We start from the raw sequence: 26,157 nt of genomic DNA on the forward strand, positions 1-26,157 counted from the left end.
GGTTTTCACATTCTTAGCGACTGCACAAAGAGCGATTCCTGTTAAGGGTTTCTGCTGTGGTAGACACTCCGCGAATGCGATCGCTCTCCATAACCTTAGAATTATTCTGCAAATAATCTTGTATTAATCCACAGCCACGTTTTAATAAAACATCTAACTTCATATCTGATAAGCTGCGTAAAATTACAGTTCCATTACCGCTACCAGCAGCCAGAGTCTTACCGTCAGGACTAAAACTCAGACTAGTTAACTCCTGCTGATCACTCTTTAAAGCTATCAGCAAAGTTCCGTTTCGGCTCCAAAGCCTGATCTTATCATCACTACTAACAGCCAAGGTTTTACCGTCTGGACTAAAAATAACACTGATAAAACTATCACCATTACCTGGCAACGCCCTTAGTAAACTACCATCCCGATTCCAAAGCCTTACCGTACTATCAATACTAACAGAGGCGATAGTCTGACCATCCGGCGACCAAGCCACACCATTTACCCGTCGGGTGTGGCCAGTTAAGTCGTAGAGAAATTTACCATCATTTCTCCAAATCTTGACTAAATTATCATCACTCGCTGACGCTAACAACTTACCATCAGGGCTGAAACTGACCCAATTGACCGCACTGCCATGACCCAACAAGGTTGTGATCAATTTACCTTCCCGACTCCAAAGCTTAACCGTAGCATCTTTACTAGCAGAGGCAATATTCTGACCATTCGGCGACCAAGCTACAGCTAAAACAGTATCTTTATGGCCGTGCAAAGTATTAATTAATAGCCCTTCCCGACTCCAAAGCTTAACTTTCGTATCCTTACTAGCAGAAGCAATATTCTGACCATCCGGCGACCAAGCTACACCCCAAACCGAGCCTTGATGTCCTGTTAATGTTCTGATTAATTGACGATTCCGACTCCAAAGTTTAACGGTTCTATCTCGACTAGCTGCCGCCAAAATGCGGCCATCAGGACTAAAACTAATACTAGTCACCCAATCAATATCAGTTTTGCCATTTCGCAACAGCACATCATCCCAACGCCATATTTTAATCGTTTTATCCCTCCCCGCAGAAATTAAAGTACCACCATCAGGGCTAAAATTAACGCTATTCACCCAATTATTATGTCCTCTGATAGTTCCCAGCAATACACCATCCAAACTCCAGAGTTTCACTGTTTCGTCGGTACTAGCAGATGCGATCGTTTGACCATCATGGCTAAAACTAACGCTGGTAACGCCAGAAGTATGACCTGAGAGAGTTTTCCGTAAATTTCCTTCTCGACTCCACAATTTAATAGTTTTGTCTAAATCCAAACTACCAGAGGCAAGAATTTGACTATCAGATGACCAAGCTAGACTTTTAACCGCATCTTCATGACCTATCAAAGTTTTGAGAAATTTACCTTCCCGACTCCACAATTTGATAGTTTTATCAGCACTAGCTGAAGCAATTATTTGACCATCCAGTGACCAAGCCACAGCCAAAACCGCACCATTATGACCTGTCAAATTTTGGATAAATTTACCCTCAGCACTCCATAATTTAACAGTTTTATCTGTACTTGCCGAAGCTATTATTTGACCATCAGGGCTAAAATTAGCGCTATTGACTACAGATTTATGACCAATTAAAGTGTTCAATAGCTTACCTTCTTGGTTCCACAATTTTACTGTTTTGTCCTGACTTGCAGAAATAATAGTTTGACTATCAGGACTAAAATTAACACTATTGACCACATCTTCATGTCCTGATAAAGTTCTGACAAAACTACCATTAGGAAGCCAGAGGTTAATTGTGTAATCTGCACTAGCTGAAGCAATTAAGGAGTTATCCGGGCTAAATGTGGCGTTATTAACTCCAGATAAATGACCTTCTAAGCGGTTACGTTCTTTGACTCCATAAACCGCTTGGTATAAAGCTGTTAGTACTTGTTCTCTGGTAGAAGAACTTACCCAGATTGTCTGTTGCAATTTTTTCCCGGCTTTTAAACTGTCTTTGAGTGCATCAAGACCTTTTTGAGAAGCAAACAAGGCCTCGCTAGAAGTACTGAGAGTTTTAATTTCACTATCTATGGCAGTAATTACAGAAATAGTTAAACCAAATATAGCGACAACGGAAGCCGTCAGAGCAATTTTTAATGTCCGATTTAATCGTGCTTCACTTAGTCGTTGTTTTTCTTGACTTTCTGCTAGTTGTGCGATTAATGCTTTTTCTTTGAGTTCTCCACGCAGATGTTCAATTTCTAATTGACTTAATTCTTCTCGCTTGCGTAGTTCTCGGAGTTCTGTTAATAAATCTACTCCTTGTTGGCGTTGGGTATCGACTAATGTAGCTTGCTGTTTTTTTTGTCTCAGTTCACTTTTAAGACGTTCAATTTCTTGTTGACTATTTTCGACTTTATAACGTAATTGATTGAGTTGTGCTTGTAAGCTTGATTCTTGTTGTTGCAGGTAGCGAATTAAATCTACTAAATAATCATGAATAAGTTGATAGCGTTCGGGAATGTCGGGAAATAATACGACTAACCCAGAACTGACTAAAATAGATAGAATTAATTCTAATTGACTAGAATCTTCTAATTCTGATAATTCTGCTGATAATTCTGCCTGGGTTTTAAATGGTCTTTGATTACTTTCATCTGTTAATAAATATAAAACTATTAAAGCAGCCCGTTCATTTTCTGTGCCGCATTCTTTAATTAATTCTTTGATATATCTTTCAATGAGTTTATTTGGTCTATAAGGCTGATATTGAGAAAGACTAGTGATGCGTTCATCTTGAAGTTGTGCTCCGACTACTTGCAATTCAATGGGGCGGACTTCTCCCAATTCTGCTGATAAATCTTGAACAACAGCATCAATTAAAGCCGGTTCTAAATGTAGTTGGGAACGTTCGGTTAATTTATGAATAATTACTTTGGCGTATTCAGGAGAAAAGTTATTTAATTGATAGCGGATATTTTTGTCAAGAATATTATGATTAATTGCTTCTAGTGAGACTAGATGTTGAAAATCTAGTAATCGGTGTAAATAATCTTCTCGCAAAGATAAAATCACTTTTACGAAAGATATATTTAAACAGTCACTGATAAATCTATCAAATTCTTGTTTTTGATAGCGATCAGTATGACCGAAGAAAAATTCTTCAAATTGGTCGAAAATTAAAACTGTAATGAGATGATGATCGGCATTTTCTCTGAGTTGTTGTAATATACCATTAATGCTGTTGAGGGGGATTAAATTAGGGGTGATTCCTGATGCAATGTTTGTTTCTTGATGTTGCAGCATTGCTGCGGTTAAAGATTTGCCTAATTCTCGCACCCAATCGGTATAAATTTGGAGGACAACTGGAATGGCATTTTGATCACCTATGGCACGATTTTGCAATGCGGGAATTAAACCAGCGGTGACGGTAGAACTTTTACCTACACCGGAAGGTCCATGAATTACTATCAGCTTGTAGTCAGCACGGCTAAGTCTGCCAATTAAGTTATCAATATCACCTTCTCGACCGGAAGCGGCTATTTCTAAAGCTACACTGCTATTTCCCGACGCAGACATCAAAGCGGGGTTAGTAACTTTCCTTTGGGGTTGTAAACGTCCAGCACCGATAAAGGCACGAAAACCGTACTGTTGTTCAACGGAACGGCGTTTTTGTCTAATTAGATAGGCTTGGAGATAGCAACCAGCTTCAAAATAGAGCGATCGCAATGTCCGCAATAAGCGAATATAACGATGGGCATCATATTGGTGTTCACTGCTTTCTAAAGATGCTGGTAGTTCTGTTGTTGCCTTATCTAAGTATTCCTGGGCTACTTTTTGCTCACCTAGTTGTTGCTGTGCTTTGGCTAAGGTTAAATAATAAATTTGTGCCAACAGCAAAGGAAATAAACAAGGTTGGAGGTGACGATGCTTTTGAGCTTCCCCTAATTTCAATAATGCTATGTGTGCTAAAATGCTTGCTTGCATCCAGCGTGACTGTTGTAAAGCGACCTGGGCTAAAATACCATAGTCACTAGCTAGTTGAATTTGACTGCCATAATTTTGGTGTAATTCTAGAGATTTTTCGGCAACAATTTGTAATTCAGACCATGCTTGTAAACTTTGTAAAACATCCGCAAGTTGTCCAATAAATTCAGCAACTAAATCTGTACGTCCAGCTACTTCAAAAGTATGTAAGCACTGTTGAAAATAATTTTCTGCTGCTTGTAAGTGGTGGTGACTTGTTGTTTGATTTTGTTCCGTGAGGCGACAATGACATAGACCGATGTAAAGCAATAAAACGCCTTGTTTGAGAAGATGAGGAGATGGGGAAATAGGGATCTGAGGTGAAGGAGAAAGATTATCCCATTCGATAATTCTGCCTTTTTCCCATTCTCTGGTAATTTGTTCTTTTTCCTCTGTGTCCTGATTTTGATACCAAAATAATAAGCTTTGTCGAAAATGGTTTAAAGCTGAATTTATGCGGTCACTGACATAATCATCTAAACCAAAAACGAATTGTAAACTAGCATTTAATTGGGCTTCCAACCCAATCCCACGATTTTCTAAATCTTTAATGGCAACTTGCAGTTCATAGCTCCGCATCCATACTTGTTCTATGGTAGTATCATACTTTTGTATTTGCTGGTTTTGGGTATTATCTCTATGTAAAGCTTTAGCAAATAAAGAGTTTGTTTCCTGTGTCAGAAATTCTAGCAACGCTATAGAAGTCATTTCAAATCTAATTGGTGTTGCTGCCCAACTAGCAAAATCTGGAGCTAATTTTACTACTTTTTGTAAAACTTCATCATTCACCCATATTACCATTGGAAACGGGTGGCGTTTACGAAATTCATCACGAATTTGATTAATAGAAATTAGCAGTTCATCAAGTCCCTCTACTGACTCTAAACCCAAAACTATTAATGCTGTAGGTTGATTAATTTGTTGCTGTAAATGAATAGTCGAATATAGGCTGAGGGAGTTTTGGGTTAAAACCACCTTTTGGATTTTATTAAAACTACCGTCTATTTCTGAAAGTCTTTGCAGTATTAAATCCCGCAAAATTCCATAATTACAACACACCAATACAACAGAAAATTGACCTTGAGAAAGTGAAATTGCCCTGGCTAAACTGCGTAAAGAACGATCATTAGCACTGTTGATATCTATTGATGTGTTTCGTTCAACCATGATTTAAATTTTTGGGTTTCTGCTAAGACTGGGTTAACACCAAACCAAGCTCCCTGGCGATCGCGATATTCAAAAACGAACAAACTGCGTAATAATGCATGGTATTCTGTGTCACCTTTTACTCTTTGCTCGCGCATCACTTGAAAGATTAGTTCCCACTCATGGGGGTCAATAGCGTTAGCGCGATAATCTCTTTGTCTTTGGATGACTAATTCCAAACATTCCCGGTCAAATGGTGGGTCTTGTTCCCGCAGACAGTCAAACAGTAGTCCTAATAAGTCACGTACATGACCACCACTAATGAGACACAAACGGTCTAATGTTTCCTGGCTATCAAACACTTCTGTAATTAAGTTTAAGCGATTGCTTGACAAAATGTCAGGAAAGGCTCTAGCTAATACCATTTGCTGCATTAATTCTAATCCTTCTCTGTAAATTTCCCCTGAACGCAGTAACACAGGTATCATTGGTAAGACTTTTGGTGCAACTCCACCACCTAAACGATGTTGTAATTCAGCGCTATCGTTGGAGAAAGTTAAGGACAAAGGAATAGTGTAAACAAGATGACAATTAAGTTTACGTAACTGCTCACCCCGTTCAATAAACAAGTATTCTGGAAGAGATTTTCCAGATGGTATCGGTCGGAATGATGATACTCGATCTAAATTATCAACAATTACTACCAAACCTTTTTTACCCTTGGCTTTGAGTTCAGTATTGGCACGTTCTAGCAATTCTTGATTAATTGAGAGTAAAATATTTTCTGTGCGTGGTTCTAGGTAGTCTCTTAACCGCCGTCGTAACTGTGGACTTTCTTTGGTTTTAGCAGTAATTTTGGCAATTCCTACCGATAATTCAGCTTCTACCCCCAAATCTATCGGTGTTTGCAAAAAATCCACTATTTCAGTAAACAATTTAGCAAAGTAGCGAGGTTTGAGGCTGATTTTCATCGCTTCTAGACTTTCACTCACTTGACCAGCAACAGCCAAGAGAATATCAGTCACATCCACATCCGCCATTTCTAGCACACGAGTAGATTCAAAATATACTACATGAAACTTCTGCTCCTCTAACTCTGCTTTCAACCGTAACAACTCCGTAGATTTCCCACAACCTAAGTGTCCGGTGAATAATTGGCAGGTGGGTGTATTCGGAGAAATTTTACTAATAGTTCGTAGCAAAGCTTCAATAATTTTACCTCCCCGTACCGAGGCAAAATCAATATAGTACAGGCGATCCGCAGCATTTTCAATCATTAATGGTCTGCTCGGATTACAAGCCTGATAAAATCTTTCTAAATCTAGGAGCATAATTTAATCTACTTCACTCAAGAACGGGGAGGATAAAATTGAAGAAGGAGTCAGGAGTCAGTAGCCAGGAGTCAGAATCAAGACTCTCGTTCCTCGCTAACGCTGCGCTATCAGTCGGGGATATCCTGCGGGAAGCAAGCTACAGACCCGCAACTGTTTGTAGACCACCAAAACTACGATTTGGTGGGGGTCTTAAACCCGGTTATTCATCCACCACTCGCACAGAATACCCAACTGAATTCTGACTCCTGACTCCTGAATTCTGTTTGATAAACTATATATTTTTCGTCTAGTCTCATTATTTTATAGGACGACAAATAATTTTATGTAACACAACAACACAATTAAATTTTAAAAAAGTAATTGTGTAGGTAAAGGGTAATGGGTAATTGCCATCTAGGCTAGTAGTCTTAAACAAACATTAATCCTTACAGATACCTGATCTTAAACAATCTTCGGTTTGATCATCTCTGGCGTGGATATTTTTTTTAAATTCCGGCTGAAAATTAGCATCAGCAACTATTGTATTTTGAGCAGTTGTCATCGGCAACATATACTGGAAAAGCGAAAAATTACTACTGGCAATACCTGAAGTAGAATTGGACAGACATACTGGCAATATCATCAATCGCAGATAAATTTTTCTTTTCATCCCAAACCTCTTTTACTAATGATGATTGGGTTATCGGAAACATTATTTTGACCAACTAGAGTTAATACCACAGCACAGCGGTAGTAGTTACTCCAGAGGTAATTGACAAATTAACGTTTCCGTACTTGTGTGTAGTAGACATTCCCCACAAATGCCTACTTACTTATGCAGATGTAATGCTAAACAACCGGAAAAATTCCCCAAACTCTAAAATCCTCCATTGCTCGTCGCTCTGGCAGATAAAATAATGAAGGAATGTTTGCTATTAATGGACTTATGACACCTTTATCAGATGTGGATACTATCAATTCCCCTGACATGGACATGGAAGGATACGAAAACTCTGACGATAATCCCCTTGATGAGTTGCCAGATGAGGTCGAAATGTCCTTTTTTGACCATCTTGAGGAGTTGCGGCAACGGATTTTCTATTCTTTAATTGTTGTTGTAGTGGCTGTTATCGGTTGTTTTGTTGCTGTTAAACCCCTGGTTCAGTTGCTAGAAGTCCCCGCCCATGGGATTAAATTTCTCCAACTAGCACCGGGAGAATATTTTTTTGTGTCTATCAAAGTTGCTGGTTACAGTGGTGTGGTGCTTGCTAGTCCCTTTATTCTTTACCAAATTATGCAGTTTGTGCTTCCCGGACTGACACGCCGTGAACGCCGTTTGTTGGGGCCTGTAGTTTTAGGGTCTAGTGTGTTGTTTGTAGGTGGGTTAGTATTTGCTTATTTATTACTTATTCCCGCAGCGTTGCAATTTTTTATTAGCTACGGTGCAGATGTTGTAGAACAATTGTGGTCGATTGAAAAATATTTTGAATTTGTACTGTTGCTTTTGTTCAGTACTGGGTTAGCATTTCAAATACCAATTATTCAATTATTATTAGGTAATTTAGGGATTGTTTCTTCTGAAAAAATGGTGGCTGGTTGGCGTTTTGTAATTATGGGAGCAGTAGTTTTAGGAGCAGTTCTCACACCTTCTACTGATCCTCTCACTCAAAGTCTTTTAGCAGGGGCTGTTTTAGGTCTTTATTTTGGTGGTGTTGGTTTAGTTAAACTTACAGGAAAATAATAGTCATTTTAAGCGTATGAAGAAAGAAGCTATTAGTCTGTCAAATTAAAAATGCCAGAAACATATTGGAGATAAGAATTATAGGGAGTGATATCGCAGGATTTGTGAGAAATCTGGGTTAAGCACCATATATTTCAAGCCTTAGAGCGATTATATAGTTCTATTACCCATCTATTTTAAATATAGCCTTTCCCACTCTAGTTAGATACAAAATTACCCCTCCCCAACCCTCCCCTTGGTAAGGGGAGGGTGCGCGACAGCGCGGGTGGGGTGTATTTCAGTTCTATTACCCATCTATTTTAAATAAGTAACCAAATCTTGGAAACATAGAATTAGCATAGATCCTCCTTAAAGGTTGTTTGAAAACTTTTTCGTGTGGGATAGGACACCCGCATATCCCCTTAAATCCCCCTTTAAAAAGGGGGTTGGGGAGATCTCAATCAATTCTGATACTTCTCAGACATCCTCTAATAAAGCCACTTCCAATCGCGGATTTCTGGCATATCTTCACCGTGAGTCTCGATATAATGCTTATGTTCAATCAACTTATCTTGCAGTTTTTGCTTCACATAAGCAGCTTTAGAAGCTAATTTTGGTACACGGTCAATAACATCCATAACCAAATGGAATCTATCTAAATCATTCATCACCACCATATCAAAAGGTGTCGTTGTTGTTCCCTCTTCCTTATAACCACGGACATGAATATTTTTGTGGTTAGTATGACGATAAGTAAGGCGATGAATTAACCAAGGATAACCATGAAAAGCAAAGATAATTGGTTTATCGGTTGTGAAAATAATATCAAAATCTTTGCTGCTTAAACCGTGGGGATGTTCACTTTGTGGCTGTAGTTTCATCAAATTAACTACATTCACTACCCGTACTTTTAAATCTGGGAAATTTTGACGCAGGATGTCTACTGCTGCTAGAGTTTCCAAGGTAGGAATATCTCCAGCACAGGCCATAACTACATCTGTTTCCCCATCTAAATCACTACTAGCCCATTCCCAAATACCTAAGCCTTTGGTGCAATGTTTAATTGCCGAATCCATGTCTAAATATTGTAATGCTGGCTGCTTTCCGGCAACGATGACATTGACATAATGACGACTTCTTAAACAATGGTCGGTAACTGATAGCAAAGTATTTGCATCAGGTGGTAAATAGACGCGAACAATTTCGGCTTTTTTATTAATTACGTGGTCAATAAAACCTGGGTCTTGGTGTGAAAAACCATTGTGGTCTTGTCGCCAAACATGAGAAGTTAGCAGATAGTTAAGAGATGCTATCGGTCTTCTCCAGGGAATGTCCAGAGTTGTTTTCAACCATTTGGCGTGTTGGTTGAACATGGAATCAATGATGTGAATAAATGCTTCATAACAGGAGAAGAAACCATGACGACCTGTGAGAAGATAACCTTCTAACCAGCCTTGACAGTTGGTTTCACTAAGCATTTCCATGATTCGACCGTTGGCTGATAGGTGGTCATCTTCTGGGAGAATTTCGGCTACCCAAGTACGGTTTGTGACTTCTAATATTGGATCAAGACGATTTGATGCGGTTTCATCAGGGCCAAAGACGCGGAAGTTGCGGCTTTCCTGGTTGAGTTTCATGATATCCCGCAGGAATTTACCACTAACTTTAGTAGCTTCTGCGATCGCCTTACCAGGAGAAGGAACAGATACAGCATAATCTTCAAATTCGGGCATAATCAAGTCACGCAGCACAATACCGCCGTTGGCGTGGGGGTTATCTCCCATGCGGCGTTGACCTTGGGGTGCTAGTTCTGCGAGTTCAGGAAGTAGTGTACCGTTAACATCAAAGAGTTCTTCTGGTTTGTAACTCTTCATCCAATCTTCTAGAAGTTGCAGATGTTCCGGTTTACCAGCTATATCACCAAAAGGCACTTGGTGCGATCGCCAATAATCTTCTGTTTTTTTGCCGTCAACTTCCTTCGGACCAGTCCAACCTTTAGGAGTTCGCAAAATAATCATTGGCCATTGCGGTCGTTCCTTAAATCCATGTACCCGTGCTTCTCTTTGGATACCTTGAATTTCGGGAATAATAATATCTAATACTGCTGCCATTTTTTGATGAACTTCCGCAGGATCAGCACCTTCCACAAAGTAAGGTTTATAACCATAGCCGATAAATAGGCTTTCTAGTTCATCATGAGGTATCCGTGCCAATACTGTGGGATTCGCAATTTTATATCCATTCAAATGCAGAATTGGTAAAACTGCACCATCAGTAACGGGGTTGAGGAATTTGTTAGAATGCCAGCTAGTAGCTAAAGCGCCTGTTTCTGCTTCACCATCACCAACAACCGCAGCGACGATTAAATCAGGGTTATCAAAAGCAGCACCAAAGGCGTGAACTAACGCATAACCCAGTTCTCCCCCTTCATGAATAGAACCCGGAGTTTCTGGCGCAACGTGGCTAGGAATACCACCAGGAAATGAGAATTGCTTGAATAGTTTTTGCATCCCTCCAGCATCTTGGGAGATGTTGGGGTAATATTCGCTGTAAGTTCCTTCTAAGTAAGTGTTAGCAACAAGTCCGGGTCCACCATGACCGGGGCCTGCTATGTAAATTGTACTTAAATCGTACTTTTTAATGACTCTGTTGAGGTGGGCATAAATAAAGTTGAGTCCTGGTGTGGTTCCCCAGTGTCCTAACAGCCGGGGTTTGACGTGTTCTTGTTTGAGTGGTTCTCTCAGTAGGGGATTGTCGAGGAGGTATATTTGCCCAACAGAAAGATAATTGGCTGCACGCCAATAGGCGTTGATTTTCTGTAATTCTGTATCTGATAATGGCTTTATTTGTGGAGTGCTGGTAATGGTCATTTTAAACTCCAGAAAGGTATTTGCACGATTGGTGTCAGTGTATTGGTTGGCTGACTCACTGTCATCTTACCTGTGATTAATTTTTTCGGTAGAAAGTTAAATATTTTTTTATCTCACATAGAGACAACGAAAAAGGCATAGGAAACACATCCTAGCCATAACAAAGCAAAAGAAATTTTTCTCAAGACGATTTAGGCAATTTAACTAAAAGCTTCTGACAGGTAATCTGCTGCTGCGGCTACAACTGCGATCGCACTTTCATAGTCTAAACGAGTTGGCCCCAAAACTCCCACACTCCCCACTGGTACAGAACCCCGACGATAGGTAGAAGAAATTAAAGTGCAACCACGAATTGGTTCTAGTGGGTTTTCTGCACCAATACGAATTGTCACCCTTGACTTACCAATTTCCTTAGTTTCTGGTTCCTCACAGATTAAACGCCACAACTGTTCTTGTTCTTCTTCCAAAAGATGGATAATAGTTTGCACTTGCTGTAATTGAGAAAATTCTGGCTGACGCAAAACTTCCCCTACCCCACGCACCATAATTTGTGTTGCAGTTGGTGCTAAAGTGCGACGCGTCAACTCTGCAATTGAATTTTTCAAGAATTCACCATAGCGTTGGAACTCTTGATCTAACTCACTCCAGTCAAGTTTGGCTAACTCCAACAAACTACGTCCGCGTAAGTGGCTATTTAGAAAATTGGATACAATTTGCAACTCATGATCAATTACCTCAGGATCAGGTTTAGTTTCTGACGACGCTGTGAATAAATCCATCACCTTAGAATGCGTTTCATAACCATCTGTCACTACAATCAGCATGACTGTGCCAGGTTCAATCTGCACTAATTGCAAATGTCGTAACTGTGCAGTAGTCGGTTGTGGCATGGTAATCAAAGTAATGCAGCCACTCAAAGTTGCTAAAATTTGTGCAGCACCTTGCAATAAAGCTTCCAAACTCCAATCTTCCCAAGGTCGAAGTTGTTGTAATGCTGCTTCTACCTCTTTAGTTAAAGCTTCTGTTCGTGTACCATCTCGAAAAGAAGGTGTAATTAGTTGATCAACATAAGTGCGATAACCAGAATCAGAAGGTATCCTCCCTGCTGAAGTGTGTGGTTGGTAAAGTAACCCAGATTTTTCTAAAACACCCATGACATTGCGAATAGTTGCAGAACTAACACCAAGGTCAAACTCCTCAATTAGAGCTTTAGAGCCAACCGGCTCTGCCGTAGCAATGTAGTGGCGTACAGTTGCCCAAAGTATATGCTGTTGTCGATTTGTCAGCTGGACTTGCATAGGTGATATTTTACTGAAGGCAAATTTTAATCAAAGTTTGAAAAAAATATTGTGGCTGGAACCACAAAGCAAAAAAAGGTTAATAATTATTTAATTAAGATAGCAAATTATATACTCGTGTGATGGGTATTCACGCAAAAGTTACCTTTAACCCATCATCATAGCGTATTACCTAATACAGCTCGACCATAGCACCAAAAGCTGTGTTAATTAAGATAGGATTTTCATCTTTTTCTACATTCTTTCATAAGCCTCTCAGCAAAGCTGTATTTTTCGATACTGATTTATTTATTTGATAGACAGGGAATGGAAATGAGGAGGACAAATCAAGTTAAAAATATTAAACTTCTGCCTCCTGCCCCCTGTCTACCAATGTTAATACTGAGGAACTGAAGAATCAACTAATATCGAATAAGCAGAAATACCACCCGTAATATTTTTAACATTTGTAAATCCTTGAGCAACTAACCATTGACACATCTGGGCAGAACGTATACCGTGATGACACAAGACAAGGGTTTCTGCATGGGGATCAAAGCGGGTGGGGACTTGCTCGCCCCATTCAGCAAATTCACTCAGGGGCAGGTTTACAAACCCTTCAAGGCTTGCTATTTCGACTTCTTGAGGTTCGCGCACATCCATTAGTTGCAAACCAGAATCACCGGCGGCAAGACGTTGTGCTAGTTCTTCTACGCTAATTGGGGAAAAGGGTTGATCAAACGATGTACCTGTCATGCAGTTTTTCTAAACGATCCTATACTATTTATGTTGGCAGAAAAGCTGGAAAATAGGTTTAAGTGAACAGTCAACGCTCATTTTTTGGTTTCCTGGTAGCTGGTGTCATCGTCTTGCTACTAATTGGTATTGCTGGCTTTTATTGGTTTTTTGGTAAAAGTCCATTCAATCTCGGTGTCCCTAAATCTGAACCTGGGGCTGCTATATTTGTGTCAAAAATGTCACCTGTGATGGTGTCATTATTAATAAATCCCGACCGTTTGCAAGCAATAGAGCAAAAAGGGGAGATTTCTAAGCTCAAAAACAGTTTACTGGCAAAGAGTAACATAGACTTCCGAGATGATATCAAACCTTGGCTAAGTAATGAAATTAGCCTGGCTGTTACTAGTGAAGATATAGACCGCGACCCAGAAAACGGACTGCAACCAGGGTATCTGATGGCGCTTGCCACTGAAAAGCCAGAAAAAAGCCGTGAGTTTGTAGAGTTATTATTCTCTAAACGGGCTTTAGCTGGAGCAAATTTGGCGGTCGAACAATACAAAGGGGTGACATTGCTTTCTGATACCCCAGAAGTAACAACACCTGCAAAAATTCAAAATCGTTTAGCTGGTGCGGTTGTTGATGATTTTGTTTTGTTTGCTAATGACGCTAAGGTATTACGAGAAGCAATTAATAATGTCCAAGCACCGCAATTGAATTTGAGTGATTCTCCCGAATATCAAAAAGCTGTTCAAGAGTTGCCCAAAGATGCTGTAGCTGTAGCTTTTTTGAATCTGCCCGTAGTTGCTAAGTGGCAAGGATGGGAATTAGTAGAATCAATCTATAATAGCCAAATTGTTTCTTTAGTATTAAATCCCCAAGGATTGCTGGCGGAAAGCACATTTTTAGCAACTACAAAAGTTGCTCCTCCATCTCCATTATTGTCTAAACCTGTGGGTGCATTGCACTATATTCCCGAATCGGCAGGTTTGGCTGTTGCTGGGGTGAATTTAAGTAATTTAGGTGCAAGCGATTTAGCAAAACTGTGGAAACAAGGAACAACAACAATCTACGGTTCTGAGGAACAAGCTATTTCTCGCTGGGTTAAACCTTTGGTAGACTTCCAAAAACGCTGGAATCTCAACTTGAGTGAGAATATTTTTAGTTGGGTAACAGGAGAATATGCGATCGCATCCCTAACTGAAGATAACCCACTTTTAGCCAATCAAGCAAATTGGATGTTTGTGGTGGCAAAAACGCCGCAATTAGAAACAGGTATAGCTAGGTTAGATAACATCGCTATCAACAATGGTTTTAATGTTAGTTCTCTGATTCTCAACAAGCAAAAAGTCTCTGCGTGGACAGAGTTAACCGCTACTACTGAAGACAAAACAGCCGTCAACGTCGAAGCCAAAATCGGAGGAGTACATACAACCATTGATAATTATGAAATTTTCACCTCAGACCTAGCAACGATGGAGAAAATTCTTACACATCAAGAAAGTTCTCTTGTTGATAATCGCAATTTTCAAAATAGTATTTCTACCTTCCCTCAATCCAACCAAGGATACATATATATTGATTGGAAAAAGAGTAAAAACATTCTTGAAAGTCAGCTACCGATTCTCAAATTTGTGGAAGTTTTAGGAAAACCACTTTTTGATAATCTGCGATCGCTTACAGTCAGTAGTTATGGTAGTCAGCCAGAAACCCTCAAAGGTGGCGTGTTCTTGCAGCTTAATAGCTTGACTAAATAAATATCAATAGAAAAGTGCTATCTGTGTCACCTGGAAATGTGACACAAGCACTAGCAATTGGCTCTTTTTTTACATAAAATTAGTATAGATAGTCACAAAAATCAACATCTGGGAGAGCTAACATGAGAGACCGTCGCTTCTGGCTTCACTTTCGAGGTGGCTGGCTGTTAGCTACAATTATCGCCATGATAGCTACACCTGTAGCCGCAGAGACAGCAAATTTTGGAACTCTGAAGTTATCACCAGGTTTTGAACCAGGACAAGGAACTGTGACTGGTTATACAGGCGGATCTTATTCATTATCTGCCATGAGCAACCGCGATCGCGATAAAAATATTTGCATCGGCTTTGGTGATCCCAATCCTGATCACATTCTCGTCTTAGAAAAAGACTTCGATCAGATGAAAATACAGGTGAAGAGTGGTTATGACACCACATTATTTATCCAAGGCCCAGACGATCAGACAATTCGTTGCGGTGATGATACAGGTAGGAACAAAGATGCTAATGTGAGCGATCGTCAATGGAAACGTGGCAAATATCGTATTTGGGTAGGTACATTTAATCGTGGATTCAAGCATAACTACACTTTGACTGTAGAACAATAATTCGTAATTCGTAATTCGTAATTCGTAATTCGTAATTCGTAATTCGTAATTCGTAATTCGTAATTATCAATTACTACCCAGTCCCCAATCATCAATCATCAAGAGACTTCCAAATAAAAAATATTCAATTAATTCTTGTGGGGTAGGCCGAAAAGCCTACCCTTAAAACCGGACGGGCTAGAAGCCCATCCCACAAGATTGGATAATTTATTTCCTGGAAGTCCCCAATGACCAAGTAACGATAATATGGGAGAGTAGCTTGTCTTGCTCTCCAAGGGTACTATCTCGTGCTATCTACACTAAGTGCCGATTTTCGCATTATCTTTGAACGTGACCCCGCAGCCCGGAGTTGGTTGGAAGTTCTGTTTTGCTATCCGGGTTTGCAAGCCTTAATCTTCCATCGGTTAGCTCACTGGCTGCATAGTATTGGTATTCCCTTTTTCCCCCGCTTGATTTCTCACATAGCTCGATTCTTCACCGGCATTGAAATTCACCCAGGGGCTGTAATTGGTCAAGGCGTATTCATTGACCACGGAATGGGAGTCGTCATTGGTGAAACAGCCATCATCGGAGACTATGCCTTAATTTATCAAGGTGTCACCCTTGGGGGTACTGGTAAAGAAAGCGGCAAACGCCACCCCACATTAGGCGAAAATGTCGTCGTTGGTGCTGGTGCAAAAGTTTTAGGAAATATTCAAATTGGGAATAATGTCCGCATTGGTGCAGGTTCAGTTGTTTTGAGAGATGTTCCTTCTAGTTGCACAGTTGTAGGCGTACCAGGTCGCATTATCTATCGTGCTGGAGTTCGAGTTTCCCCTCTAGAACACAACAACTTACCAGATTCAGAAGCTCAAGTAATTCGCACCTTAGTTGACCGCATTGAAGCACTTGAAGAACAAATTCAAGCTCTCCAAACTCCGGCAAAAACTCCAGTTTTAGCAGGTAACTTTATTCAAGAGAATGAATTACCAAAAGAACACAACTTTTGTAATATTAGAGATAAAAACATCCAAGAATTTTTTGATGGTGCGGGAATTTAAAAAAGTAGGTTTGGGTTTTTCCCGCCCATTCATTAATTTAGATTTTTGGATAATTAAAAAATATGCCAATCATCAATACAGAAGCACTAACAAAAAATGTCAAACGACATGGAATAATATTAAGTATTCCCTTGTTTATTGTTGCTGGTTCTGTATTTTATTGGTTGTTACTACGAATAGGTTTAATATTTCCAGTTACAGAAATTCCTGAGATTTTATGTATTTACAATTGCAAATTAGAACAAAAAATACATAAACCTATAATTGGAGATGAATTATTAAATTATGACCAACCAATAGAAAAATTAATTACAAAACCTATCAATAAACAGAAAATATCTATTTTAATTGAGAAATCCCAACACAGATTAACGCTTTATTATAACCTCAGTCCCATCAAATCCTATCCTGTAGTTTTTGGTGCTAACCCGACAGGTGATAAACAAAGAGAAGGTGACAAAAAAACACCAGAAGGAATATTTACAAATTCAAGACCTTTATCCGCACCCCCAATGGTCAAAATTTATGTGGTTGAATTACCCTCATCCTCAATCTTGGCGCAAGCATTTTCAAGCTAAAATTAATGGTGAATTAGCTTGGTATATTCCTATTGGTGGTGAAGTTGGTATTCATGGTGTACCTGCGGGTGCAGATGAAATGATTGATATCCGCAAAAATTGGACTTTAGGCTGTCCTTCTTTAAAAAATAAAGATGTAGATGAGATATATCAATTAGTACAGAAAGGTACAGTTGTGGAAATTAATCCTTAATGTTTAAGGATTGATTTCTTGGCAATACCAATTTTCATTTTCATCAAGTTGATAAAAAGTTCTATTTTGTGGTTCCCCTCGCAATTCCAAATGGTCTACTTGTGTAGCTTCAAGTAATAACAAACAAAAAGTTTCTAATGGTTGAATAGGATCTGGTGCTGGTGGTGTAAACGCTTCTGGAATTCTTACTCTCATCTCACCCGGATCAGGCCAAGCAAATTGTACTCTAGCCGCATCACTCAATTCTTGCCACATTTTAATTCTCGCAGGTTGTAAATGTGGATGAGAATTAGCAGTAACTAAAATTAATTTTCCAGTAATCCGAAATTGTTCTCTGGTTTTAGGAAAATACCAGCAAACTTCCCCCCAAGATTGTTGCTGTATTTGTTCAGCTTTTGCACTACGAATATCTGTAATAAATTTTAGCTGATTGGTATCGTCGAGAAAGTCACGAAATACTACAGTGCGGTTTGCAGGTAAACCATTTTCTCGCACGGTTGCAAGTTGTAAATAACGGGAATAAACAAGACTGCGATTTTGATGTAGTGCGCGAGTGATCAGACTGCGCCAGGGTGCTAGAGACATTTTTATTGTGGTTGTAATTTATACTTTTGTATAAATAGTACAAATTGGTAAATTAATTATAATTTACCACCCTGAAACCAAACTATTTGGCGTTATATTCTTATTTCATCCAAAAATAAATGGATCTTTATTATGGTTCAAGAACTGGAACATAAACGTCAGAGTGCATCTTTCCCCGAAACTGCCCCAGCAGCGAATCCTGTGTTTTTTAGAACTTACATTTGTTGAACTGGTGGGACAAGAAGCGATCGCAAATTATGCTGTTTAGTCGAATTAGGCAAACTGAGCCGTGAAGAAGTCGAACCTTTTCGATTGTTATAACTTCACCTCTACTTGGCTTGAAAAAATTCCCTAGTTCAAATCAAGAACTAGGGGAATCAAAAATAAGGATTCAATTAATTATGAATGATAAAGATCCATATCGGATGATACGGCTGGATATTGCTCAAGAACATCTTCGGCAAGCCAGACAAACGTTCAATCTAAGTTTAGTTTCGAGTGCTGCTTCTATCTGCATCAGTGTAGTTGGTGCTTTTCTTTTAATTTCTGGAAAAGCTAACGAAGGAAGCGTTACTACTGCTACAGGACTACTATCAACTACATACTGTAGTCAAATCGCGCAAAAATCAAGCAAAACGCTGGAAGAACTTAGGGAAAATTTTAAAAAAAAATATTCTTCTGGCGAATAGGGAAATATAAAACCTAAGTTTTTGCTCATTTCATGCGGTTCAGTAATTTATACTGCAACCGCCTTTCTGATTATCTACCCTCTATTTCCTTGATGAGAGACAATACATTTTGCTGTTCTAACATATTATTTTGGTTGAAAAATAATCCTGCTGCTTTTTTTAAATCTTCTATAGCACTTGAAGTTTCTCCAATTTCTATATACAGCATTCCTCTAAATTTATAAGCTTCTGAATATTGAGGATAAATTTCAAGAGCATGATCGAAATCCTTCAAGGCTTCAGCATATTTCTTTAACCCTGTATATGCTAAACCTCTATAAGCATATGCACTAGGATATTTTGAATCTATTTGTATAGCACGAGTTAAACATCTCACAGCATAATCATATTTATTGATTTTTATGTAAGCTATGCCAAGATAACGATGACCTTGAGGTATCGAAGAATCTATATGTATAACTCTCTTGTAATCTTCAATACCTCTTTCAATATCTCCTACTGCACAATAAGATATACCTCTGTTGTTATAGAAACCTGGTTCTGATGGAGATAAACGAATTGCTTGAGTGTAGTCTTCGATTGCTTTTTTGTGGTCTCCTAATGCTGCATAAGCAGAACCCCTATGACAATAAGAAAAACTATCATTTGGATTAGTAGCTATTGCTTGACTAAAGTCTTTGATTGCGCCTGTATAGTCTCCCTGTTTTAACTTTTGGTCACCTCTTCGCCACGATGGTGATGTTCCAAAAATCATATCGAATATTTCTCTCATGAAAATAAACTCCCTAATTTTCAGCAAATGAATTATTTTTTAACGAACTTAGAAAAATACAAAGAGAAAAAGGAAGAGTAAAAATATAAGTAACAATTTTATATCTGATTTAATATTGCTATAAAGCATAACAAATTTTCAAACGGTTGTTACCAATCTAACTAACCAATTTTCCTTAGTAGTGATTTTTTATACTAAATTTTATATGGAATTCCTGGGTAAAATTTCGTTACAAATGGTACAATTCGGAATTTATGCTAACTTTGTCATTTTATTATGGTTCAAGAACTTGAACGGAAACGTCAGGGTGCAACGTTTCCAGAATCTGCACCAGCAGCAAATCCTGTGTTTTTTAGAACTTACAGCCGCCGTACAGAGGACGGTTTAAGGGAAAGTTATGATCAGGTGTGCGATAGCGTTCGTGTAGCGTCTCGTAGAGAAGCGCTCCGTAGGAATCGCACTCTTAAGGGCTTAGTCGAACTGGGAAAACTCACCCGTGAAGAAGCTGCCATTTCCGACAAAATGCAGTGCAACTAAACCTAGTCTCAAAGACTTCCCCAACGATACACAAAAAAATTCCCTAGCTTTGTTCAGAAGCCAGGGTAATGCAATAAAATGTATGGGAACGAGAAAATTACTTTAAAAGATATAACAAGAGTTTTTTAAGCTGATAATTGATATTTTAGTAATTGAATAAAATTTCAAAGGTTGTTTTAAAATAGTTTAAAAATTTATTTTACCTCTACTATTTTTGAGATCCCCGAATTCTAACAATATACCATCAATCATTGAGTGATGTTGAAAATGCGGGGATCTGAACAGTAAACAGTAATCAATTAATCTTGGACTTGACTTAACCAACTTTGTAAATCTTGTAAACTGGTAAAGTCTAACAACGCTTCTCCAAGATTTTCTAAATTGCTCAAAGATAACTGAGTAATATTATTGTTTTCTTCCTCAGGTAGCTCTCCCAAACGTTTATTTAGCAGTCGCATGACTAAATTTAAAGCACTCTCTTTGAGTCCTTCTTGTCTTCCTTCTTGTTTAATTTCTTGATAAGCGCGACTTCTTTCTAATGAAATTCCTAACATGACTTGAACCTCCCGCAAAGTCAGATTTTCAAACCTGTACATCATGATTGTAGTAATCATTTCTAAAATCATCTCATTGGGTGATGATTCTTGATTACTTTTTGTTAATAAATACCTAGCTGCTGCTGGTGCTTGACTTTCTTTTAAAGTCGTCAGTACCATTAATCCTACCCATACAGGTAATTGTTGAATATCTCCCAACTCATCTAAATATATTCTATGCACTTGATCGCCATTAAGCAAAGAACGATGAGGAGAAATATCACTTTGTTCTATATTCCGAGATGGATATATTATAACCGCTTGCCAGTCAGTAAATCTATCACGGTTACGGTAGAAATATAAGTGAGATTCGGCAAATAATCTCTCATACAGTTGTTCATCCTTTTGAAATTGCACTTCACTAAAATAAACTGTACCTTTGGTTTCACTTTCTGGAGGTAAAAACACGCCGTCAATTTCAAATTTTGGTTCTTTCACGGCTACAGAATCAAATTTATATAATTCTGCATTTTGGGGTGGGTTTTCCAATAATTGAAATAACACAAATGGATATTGTTGGAAGAGTTTATAAAAAATAGAGTCTCTACGCATTAATTAAATTCCCGATTTGTTTTGTTAACGAAGGCAGGATTCCGTTTTGGTAACAATTAAATATAAAACTGTTGCATATTATATCATTATACAAAATATTTTATCTGCGTTTATCTGCGTTTAATTATGAATTTTTGTACCTCACTTGAATGGGAATTTCTAGATTACACATATAAGCTATTTCAGAAAAACTGAACGATAAAACTTCGAGACTTTACAACCCTGGCATATAGTCAGGGTTTTGTACTGAAATTAAAATATAGTTACATTTAATACAAAATAAGACATAGCGCAAAGCGGTAAATTTATCAATCTTCCATCCTCTAACTACTTGACGTTATAGTCTTAACTTGTTAGTCAGCAACAAGACCTTATTATGGTTCAAGAACTGGAACGTAAACGCCAGAGTCCATCTTTTCCCGAATCTGCTCCAGCGACTAATCCTGTACTTTTTATGACTTGCAGCCGTCGTACAGAGGCTCTTTTAAAGGAAAGTTATGATCAGGTGTGCGATAGCGAAGCGCTCCGTAGGAATCGCACATTACGCTGTTTAGTCGAACTTGGCAAATTTTCGCAACCCGTCAAAATAAATTTGACAAACTACTAGTGTGAGGTTTGCGATAGCGCTCCGTAGGAATCGCACTTGACACTATTTATATAGAAACAACTTATCCCCAATTGAAGGATATATGTAAATGAACAATGATGAAAAATTAGCCTTAATTGCCCAACTTGACGACGTTAAGCATACCCCTGAGAAAATAGTCAAGATTGCTAAACAAGCAGATGGCAAAATCGTATTTGTAGAAGAAGGAAACACTGAAGCAGGACTCCAGCATATATTAGAAGAACATTCTTCACAATTTGCAGATCAGGGCATAGAACCAGACCAGATACCGGATGCAATTATTACTGCACTAACGGAAGGGAGAATAATTGGGTATCAAGGAAGAAAAAAAACTCGCACTATTTATGAAGTTAATTTTAATAGCAAAACTCACTACATCTCTGTCACTGTAAGCGAGAATGGGTATATAGTAGGAGCTAATCCCAGAACTTCCCCATAACTTGGTAAAGTGACTATGGCAGAAAACATCAAACTCATGGCTGATTACGGATGCTATCCACTATGGTGGGTTAGTTCTGATAAAGCTGGAGATATTGATCCAGAAACTATGCCATTAAGTGAAGAAACTATCAGCCGTTTGGCGAAATGGGCAGATATTTATGATGCAAAGTTGAACTGGGAAGATCCTAATTCATCAGGTTTTCCTAGTTTAGAAGCTAAAGCAGCTTTTGAACAAGAAGGTATGAGTTTATGGAAACAACTGCAAAAAGAACTGGCACCTAATTATGAAGTTATATATTTCAGTGAGCAATTACGTAAAGTTGTAACAGATATCAATGAATTAGAATATTTACTAGCTATAAATGCTTAGTAGTATGATGTATAAGCTTTTTTGATAAAAATGATAGATAAAGAAGAATACATCCGTAACCCTGGCACACAGTCAGGGTTTTTCGCTGGAACTAAAATATAGTTACCATTAATACTAAATAAGACATAGCGCAAAATGGTAAATTTATCAATCTTCCATCCTCTAACGACTTGGCGTTATAGTCTTAATTTGTTAGTCAGCAACAAGACCTTATTATGGTTCAAGAACTGGAACGTAAACGCCAGAGTGCATCTTTTCCCGAATCTGCTCCAGCAGCCAATCCTGTGTTTTTTAGAACTTACAGCCGTAGGACAGCCGCAGGTTTAAGGGAAAGTTATGATCAGGTGTGCGATCGCACTCTCAAAGGCTTAGTCGAACTGGGAAAACTCACCCGTGAAGAAGCTACCATTTTAGACAAGATGCAGCGCAACATGAAAGCCCTCCCCAGTGGGCGCTGGATGTGGGTTGGTGGTACAGATTGGTTAACTAAACCCAAAAACTTCTCCGGCGCTTATAACTGCACTTCCACCAACCTTGTAGACTGGAGTGCTTTTGGCTTAATGATGGATCTAGCCATGATGGGCTGTGGCACAGGAGCCATCATTGAACCACAATATATTAATCAACTGCCTCCTATCCGTAATCGCCTAAATATTACCGTCATAGGTGAAATTGGCAGCACTCCTAAAGAACAGCGTCGTGAATATACACAAACCCATATAGAAGCTAACACCGCTACTATCCACGTTGGAGACAGTAGGGAAGGTTGGGTAAAATCCTATCAAACCCTTTTAGAACTCTCCACCGATGAACGCTTTACAGGTGACGTTCAAGTATTTGTAGATATTAGCGATGTGCGCCAATCTGGGGAAACCCTCAAAGGCTTTGGCGGTATGGCTAATCCTGTAAAATTACCTGGATTGTATCAGCGTTGTGCCTCTATTCTCAATAAGGCTTTAGGTAGACAATTAAATTCAGTTGAATGCTGCTTATTGATCGATGAAGCTGCTGTAACAATTGTTGCAGGCAATATACGTAGAAGCGCGGGGATGCGTCAATTTGTTTCTGAGGATGAACAAGGTGCAACTGCCAAAGATAACTTATGGCAACAGGACGCAGAAGGCAACTGGCGCATAGATCCAGAGCGAGATTCTCTGAGAATGGCCAACCATACCAGAGTATTTCACCGCAAGCCAACCTTAGAAGAATCCATTGCTGCTGTACGTAAACAATATTACAGTGGTGAAGGGGCAATTCAATGGGCTGGTGAAGCAGTAGCTAGGGCTAATATTGATTTACTCAACACCCCAGAACTAAAAAAAGACTTCTTGCAAGCTTACGAACAAGGAAAAGCTAAAGAATGGATACAGGAACGCCACCCAGATATTGATGCTCAAGAATTAGAACATCGTTTGGGTAGATATGGCTTAAACCCGTGTGGTATTTAAATATACTTGCTTCACGTTAAAAATCTGGCAAAATCGGTGAAGGCTGGGATGCTAATACCGAGGTAATTGCAGGAAATAAAGAGCCTGTAACACCGTAGAGAGTAGAAGTTGAACCTCTTATGAGAATACAAAACTTCCACGAGTGCCGGACTACAGGAAACTGTAGAAAATGTACTCCGAGCTAGTGTGAATAAGAAACACTAGAACTAGAGGATAAAGAGCCTTTAGGGTAACAAAACTGGAAATTATTGGCGCTGACTTCCATTGTGTCAGTGGTGATACCTTACTCATCACTAAAGATGGAATGCACAAAATTCAGGATATTGTCGATTCTGAAATTGAAATTTGGAACGGTAAAAACTGGAGTCAAGTTCAACCATTAAAAACTGGTAGTTCTCGCGTTCTCTATCGCGTGCGCTTTGGAGATGGTTCATATTTAGATGCAACTGAGTATCACCGCTTCTTTGTCAAAGATAGATTTGGCAAGAGTTACAAAGAAGTACAAACAAAAGATTTGATGGATACCAGTCGATATGCGATCCATACTGAACCCTTTACGATTCAGTACGAAGATGGATTAAATATCGATCTAAGTTATGCCTACACTTTAGGGGTAGCTGTTGGAGATGGAACAACAGATCAAAAAGATAATGCCAAAGTTAGGTTGTATGAAAAGAAAGCCGTTTTAAATCTCTCAGGAAATAAATCTCCTCTCAGAGACTATGACTACTTACCCACTTTTACAAATGTTACAGATTTAGGTTTTTCTGGAGAATTTCTCAAAAGCCTAAAAACAAATTCAGAAGCACTGAACGTTATTGCTAGTTGGAACCGTCAAGCAATTTTGCATTTTATCGCTGGTTTAGCAGATACAGACGGATCAAATACACACAGCAACGGCATCAGAATATATATCTCTGACTATGATCGAGCATACCGAGTTCAGTTACTACTAACAAAATGCGGTATTCGTTCATCTGTAAATCTTTGCGCTCATAAAGGGGCAGTCACTAACTATGGAATCAGAAGTAGAGATTTATACTACTTGGAAATAACTGACTGTGGCGAAATTCCCTGCCAGCGTTTGGATGTAAGCAAAGGCACAAATGCCAAATATAAAGGTAAATGGCAAGTTGTGAAAAGTGTTGAACAATTACCAGGATTACATGATACTTACTGCTTTAATGAGCCGGAATATCATAAAGGTGTTTTTGGTAATACATTAACCGGAAACTGCAACTTATCTGAGGTACACTTAAACCAACTCGATCCCGACAACTACAAAGAACAAGAAGAAGCATTTACAGCAGGTGCCTTGTCAGTGGCCGCATTGTTAAATCACCAATTCCTTGAACCACGCTATCAATACAGCCGGGAATTAGATCCCATTGTTGGTGTTTCTTTCACCGGTTTATTTGACTTCTTTGTTCATGCTTTTGGTGTGGACTGGCTACGCTGGTGGGAAGCAGGAAGACCAGAAACCCCCGAAGGACTGGTTTTCAAACGTGGTGAGCAAAAATATCTCAACTTTTGGAAAGATGTAGTCCATAAAGTAGTGTGGGAATATTGCGATCGCCATAATATCAAACGCCCCAATCGTTGCACCACAGTTCAACCCAGTGGCACGAAATCTCTTTTAACAGGTGCTAGTTCTGGTTGGCATCCCCCCAAAGCCCAAAGATTCATTCGTCGGATCACCTTCGGTAAAAATGACCCCGTAGCCCTAGCTTGTATAGACTACGGTTACAACGTCATACCTTCCCAATCTGACAAAGACGAAAACGGCAACTTACTAAATGACCCATTTGATTATCGTTGTACAGAATGGTTAGTAGAAATACCCGTTGCTGTATCTTGGGCAGATTTACCCGGTGCTGATGTAATTGATGTGTCTAAGTTCTCAGCCTTAGCCCAATTAGATTTCGTCATGCAAGTACAGAAATTTTACACAGCCCATAACACAAGTGCCACCATAGAACTGCGTTCCGAGGAAGTTGAACCCTTGGGAACACGCATCTATGAAGCCATTCACAACGATGAAGGTTACATTTCTGCTGCTTTATTAGCGCGGTTCGACGATTTGCAATCATTCCCCCGTTTACCCTTTGAACCCATAGACAAAGCTACCTATGAACGCTTGTCTCAAGAAGTCAAAATTAGACGGAAAACAGATGATTTCTGTGGCGCTTTAAGTCGTTACGATTTAGGTGAACTAACAGACGCAGGCCCCAGCGGTTGCGACTCTGATAAATGTATGTTTCCTGAACAGCAACCAAATTTATAAGGAGTGGAGACTGGG

The 26,157-nt window shown here is 39.1% G+C and carries 18 protein-coding genes and 4 pseudogenes; 13 read left to right on the forward strand and 9 right to left on the reverse strand.

Translation table 11 applies throughout. The features are described 5' to 3' along the window. Positions 1-13: 13 nt before the first annotated feature. The 3 genes from ACOWPH_RS27160 to ACOWPH_RS27170 form a co-directional block, all read right to left on the reverse strand. Positions 14-5,170 (reverse strand): eIF2A-related protein, encoded by a 5,157-nt coding sequence (locus ACOWPH_RS27160; RefSeq protein WP_015213226.1) that lies wholly within the window; start codon positions 5,168-5,170, stop codon positions 14-16. Further along, positions 5,146-6,480: a P-loop NTPase fold protein gene (locus ACOWPH_RS27165; RefSeq protein ID WP_015213227.1), complete on the reverse strand. Its 1,335-nt coding sequence runs from the start codon at positions 6,478-6,480 to the stop codon at positions 5,146-5,148. Before ACOWPH_RS27165 ends, ACOWPH_RS27160 begins: the two co-directional genes overlap by 25 nt. Positions 6,481-6,901: 421 nt before the next feature. Further along, positions 6,902-7,132, reverse strand: a complete 231-nt coding sequence (locus ACOWPH_RS27170) for a hypothetical protein (protein WP_015213228.1) — start codon at positions 7,130-7,132, stop codon at positions 6,902-6,904. Positions 7,133-7,408: 276 nt separating this feature from the next. Between ACOWPH_RS27170 and tatC the strand changes: the two genes are divergently transcribed. Continuing rightward, on the forward strand, positions 7,409-8,203 hold the full coding sequence (gene tatC / locus ACOWPH_RS27175; RefSeq protein ID WP_015213229.1) for a twin-arginine translocase subunit TatC: 795 nt from the start codon (positions 7,409-7,411) through the stop codon (positions 8,201-8,203). Between the two features lie 467 nt (positions 8,204-8,670). On the opposite strand, the gene ACOWPH_RS27180 is transcribed toward tatC, so the two are convergent. The 3 genes from ACOWPH_RS27180 to ACOWPH_RS27190 form a co-directional block, all read right to left on the reverse strand. After that, positions 8,671-11,052, reverse strand: a complete 2,382-nt coding sequence (locus tag ACOWPH_RS27180) for a phosphoketolase family protein (RefSeq protein WP_015213230.1) — start codon at positions 11,050-11,052, stop codon at positions 8,671-8,673. 200 nt (positions 11,053-11,252) lie between these two features. Continuing rightward, positions 11,253-12,350, reverse strand: coding sequence for a heat-inducible transcriptional repressor HrcA (gene hrcA, locus ACOWPH_RS27185; protein WP_015213231.1), 1,098 nt, complete (start codon positions 12,348-12,350; stop codon positions 11,253-11,255). Between the two features lie 375 nt (positions 12,351-12,725). After that, complete coding sequence (locus ACOWPH_RS27190) at positions 12,726-13,085, reverse strand: rhodanese-like domain-containing protein (RefSeq protein WP_015213232.1); 360 nt, start codon at positions 13,083-13,085, stop codon at positions 12,726-12,728. Positions 13,086-13,147: 62 nt separating this feature from the next. Here ACOWPH_RS27190 and ACOWPH_RS27195 point away from each other — a divergent pair, with 62 nt between their 5' ends. The 5 genes from ACOWPH_RS27195 (at position 13,148) to ACOWPH_RS27215 (ending at position 17,240) form a co-directional block, all read left to right on the forward strand. Continuing rightward, positions 13,148-14,821: a DUF3352 domain-containing protein gene (locus ACOWPH_RS27195; protein WP_015213233.1), complete on the forward strand. Its 1,674-nt coding sequence runs from the start codon at positions 13,148-13,150 to the stop codon at positions 14,819-14,821. 122 nt (positions 14,822-14,943) lie between these two features. Continuing rightward, positions 14,944-15,429: a hypothetical protein gene (locus ACOWPH_RS27200; RefSeq protein ID WP_015213234.1), complete on the forward strand. Its 486-nt coding sequence runs from the start codon at positions 14,944-14,946 to the stop codon at positions 15,427-15,429. A gap of 287 nt (positions 15,430-15,716) precedes the next feature. Then, entirely contained in the window at positions 15,717-16,469 is a 753-nt protein-coding gene (cysE, locus tag ACOWPH_RS27205) for a serine O-acetyltransferase (protein WP_015213235.1), read from the forward strand. Positions 16,470-16,531: 62 nt separating this feature from the next. Beyond that, positions 16,532-17,047, forward strand: coding sequence for a L,D-transpeptidase family protein (locus tag ACOWPH_RS27210; RefSeq protein ID WP_422665638.1), 516 nt, complete (start codon positions 16,532-16,534; stop codon positions 17,045-17,047). Continuing rightward, complete coding sequence (locus ACOWPH_RS27215) at positions 16,995-17,240, forward strand: L,D-transpeptidase family protein (protein WP_422665639.1); 246 nt, start codon at positions 16,995-16,997, stop codon at positions 17,238-17,240. The genes ACOWPH_RS27210 and ACOWPH_RS27215 overlap by 53 nt, the downstream gene beginning before the upstream one ends. Positions 17,241-17,243: 3 nt before the next feature. Here ACOWPH_RS27215 and ACOWPH_RS27220 read toward each other — a convergent pair whose 3' ends face one another. Further along, a complete protein-coding gene (locus ACOWPH_RS27220; RefSeq protein WP_015213237.1) occupies positions 17,244-17,825 on the reverse strand; it encodes an Npun_F5749 family FMN-dependent PPOX-type flavoprotein in 582 nt (193 codons plus the stop codon). A 401-nt stretch (positions 17,826-18,226) separates the two neighbouring features. Here ACOWPH_RS27220 and ACOWPH_RS27225 point away from each other — a divergent pair, with 401 nt between their 5' ends. Beyond that, entirely contained in the window at positions 18,227-18,514 is a 288-nt protein-coding gene (locus tag ACOWPH_RS27225; protein ID WP_096713091.1) for a TRADD-N-associated membrane domain-containing protein, read from the forward strand. A 70-nt stretch (positions 18,515-18,584) separates the two neighbouring features. On the opposite strand, the gene ACOWPH_RS27230 is transcribed toward ACOWPH_RS27225, so the two are convergent. Further along, positions 18,585-19,286, reverse strand: coding sequence for a tetratricopeptide repeat protein (locus ACOWPH_RS27230; protein WP_015213240.1), 702 nt, complete (start codon positions 19,284-19,286; stop codon positions 18,585-18,587). Between the two features lie 276 nt (positions 19,287-19,562). Here ACOWPH_RS27230 and ACOWPH_RS27235 point away from each other — a divergent pair. Continuing rightward, positions 19,563-19,820 (forward strand): annotated as a pseudogene (locus ACOWPH_RS27235) (hypothetical protein); the annotation flags it as partial. 302 nt (positions 19,821-20,122) lie between these two features. Here the strand turns inward: ACOWPH_RS27235 and ACOWPH_RS27240 are convergent. After that, complete coding sequence (locus ACOWPH_RS27240) at positions 20,123-20,971, reverse strand: Rpn family recombination-promoting nuclease/putative transposase (protein ID WP_015213242.1); 849 nt, start codon at positions 20,969-20,971, stop codon at positions 20,123-20,125. 376 nt (positions 20,972-21,347) lie between these two features. On the opposite strand from ACOWPH_RS27240, the pseudogene ACOWPH_RS27245 reads away from it, so the two are divergent. The 5 genes and pseudogenes from ACOWPH_RS27245 to nrdJ (ACOWPH_RS27265) all read left to right on the forward strand — a co-directional run. After that, positions 21,348-21,545 (forward strand): annotated as a pseudogene (locus tag ACOWPH_RS27245) (hypothetical protein); the annotation flags it as partial. Between the two features lie 121 nt (positions 21,546-21,666). Continuing rightward, positions 21,667-22,038 (forward strand): hypothetical protein, encoded by a 372-nt coding sequence (locus tag ACOWPH_RS27250; RefSeq protein ID WP_015213244.1) that lies wholly within the window; start codon positions 21,667-21,669, stop codon positions 22,036-22,038. Between the two features lie 15 nt (positions 22,039-22,053). Then, entirely contained in the window at positions 22,054-22,410 is a 357-nt protein-coding gene (locus tag ACOWPH_RS27255; protein ID WP_015213245.1) for a hypothetical protein, read from the forward strand. A 215-nt stretch (positions 22,411-22,625) separates the two neighbouring features. Beyond that, positions 22,626-23,852 (forward strand): annotated as a pseudogene (gene nrdJ, locus ACOWPH_RS27260) (ribonucleoside-triphosphate reductase, adenosylcobalamin-dependent); the annotation flags it as partial. A gap of 247 nt (positions 23,853-24,099) precedes the next feature. Continuing rightward, positions 24,100-26,142 (forward strand): annotated as a pseudogene (gene nrdJ / locus ACOWPH_RS27265) (ribonucleoside-triphosphate reductase, adenosylcobalamin-dependent); the annotation flags it as partial. Positions 26,143-26,157: the final 15 nt, after the last annotated feature.

Origin of the sequence: Anabaena sp. PCC 7938 (assembly GCF_049315035.1) — a bacterium.
In the GTDB taxonomy this organism is placed as follows: Bacteria; Cyanobacteriota; Cyanobacteriia; order Cyanobacteriales; family Nostocaceae; genus Anabaena; species Anabaena cylindrica.

Bases quoted from the DNA above. Each gene is read 5' to 3' on its own strand.
- tatC (WP_015213229.1), top strand. From the start codon at position 7,409: ATGACACCTTTATCAGATGTGGATACTATCAATTCCCCTGACATGGAC.
- ACOWPH_RS27230 (WP_015213240.1), bottom strand. From the start codon at position 19,286: ATGAGAGAAATATTCGATATGATTTTTGGAACATCACCATCGTGGCGA.
- ACOWPH_RS27210 (WP_422665638.1), top strand. From the start codon at position 16,532: ATGCCAATCATCAATACAGAAGCACTAACAAAAAATGTCAAACGACAT.
- ACOWPH_RS27190 (WP_015213232.1), bottom strand. From the start codon at position 13,085: ATGACAGGTACATCGTTTGATCAACCCTTTTCCCCAATTAGCGTAGAA.
- ACOWPH_RS27170 (WP_015213228.1), bottom strand. From the start codon at position 7,132: ATGAAAAGAAAAATTTATCTGCGATTGATGATATTGCCAGTATGTCTG.
- ACOWPH_RS27250 (WP_015213244.1), top strand. From the start codon at position 21,667: ATGAACAATGATGAAAAATTAGCCTTAATTGCCCAACTTGACGACGTT.
- ACOWPH_RS27215 (WP_422665639.1), top strand. From the start codon at position 16,995: ATGTGGTTGAATTACCCTCATCCTCAATCTTGGCGCAAGCATTTTCAA.
- ACOWPH_RS27240 (WP_015213242.1), bottom strand. From the start codon at position 20,971: ATGCGTAGAGACTCTATTTTTTATAAACTCTTCCAACAATATCCATTT.
- ACOWPH_RS27165 (WP_015213227.1), bottom strand. From the start codon at position 6,480: ATGCTCCTAGATTTAGAAAGATTTTATCAGGCTTGTAATCCGAGCAGA.
- hrcA (WP_015213231.1), bottom strand. From the start codon at position 12,350: ATGCAAGTCCAGCTGACAAATCGACAACAGCATATACTTTGGGCAACT.
- ACOWPH_RS27160 (WP_015213226.1), bottom strand. From the start codon at position 5,170: ATGGTTGAACGAAACACATCAATAGATATCAACAGTGCTAATGATCGT.
- ACOWPH_RS27220 (WP_015213237.1), bottom strand. From the start codon at position 17,825: ATGTCTCTAGCACCCTGGCGCAGTCTGATCACTCGCGCACTACATCAA.
- ACOWPH_RS27180 (WP_015213230.1), bottom strand. From the start codon at position 11,052: ATGACCATTACCAGCACTCCACAAATAAAGCCATTATCAGATACAGAA.
- ACOWPH_RS27200 (WP_015213234.1), top strand. From the start codon at position 14,944: ATGAGAGACCGTCGCTTCTGGCTTCACTTTCGAGGTGGCTGGCTGTTA.
- ACOWPH_RS27225 (WP_096713091.1), top strand. From the start codon at position 18,227: ATGAATGATAAAGATCCATATCGGATGATACGGCTGGATATTGCTCAA.
- ACOWPH_RS27255 (WP_015213245.1), top strand. From the start codon at position 22,054: ATGGCAGAAAACATCAAACTCATGGCTGATTACGGATGCTATCCACTA.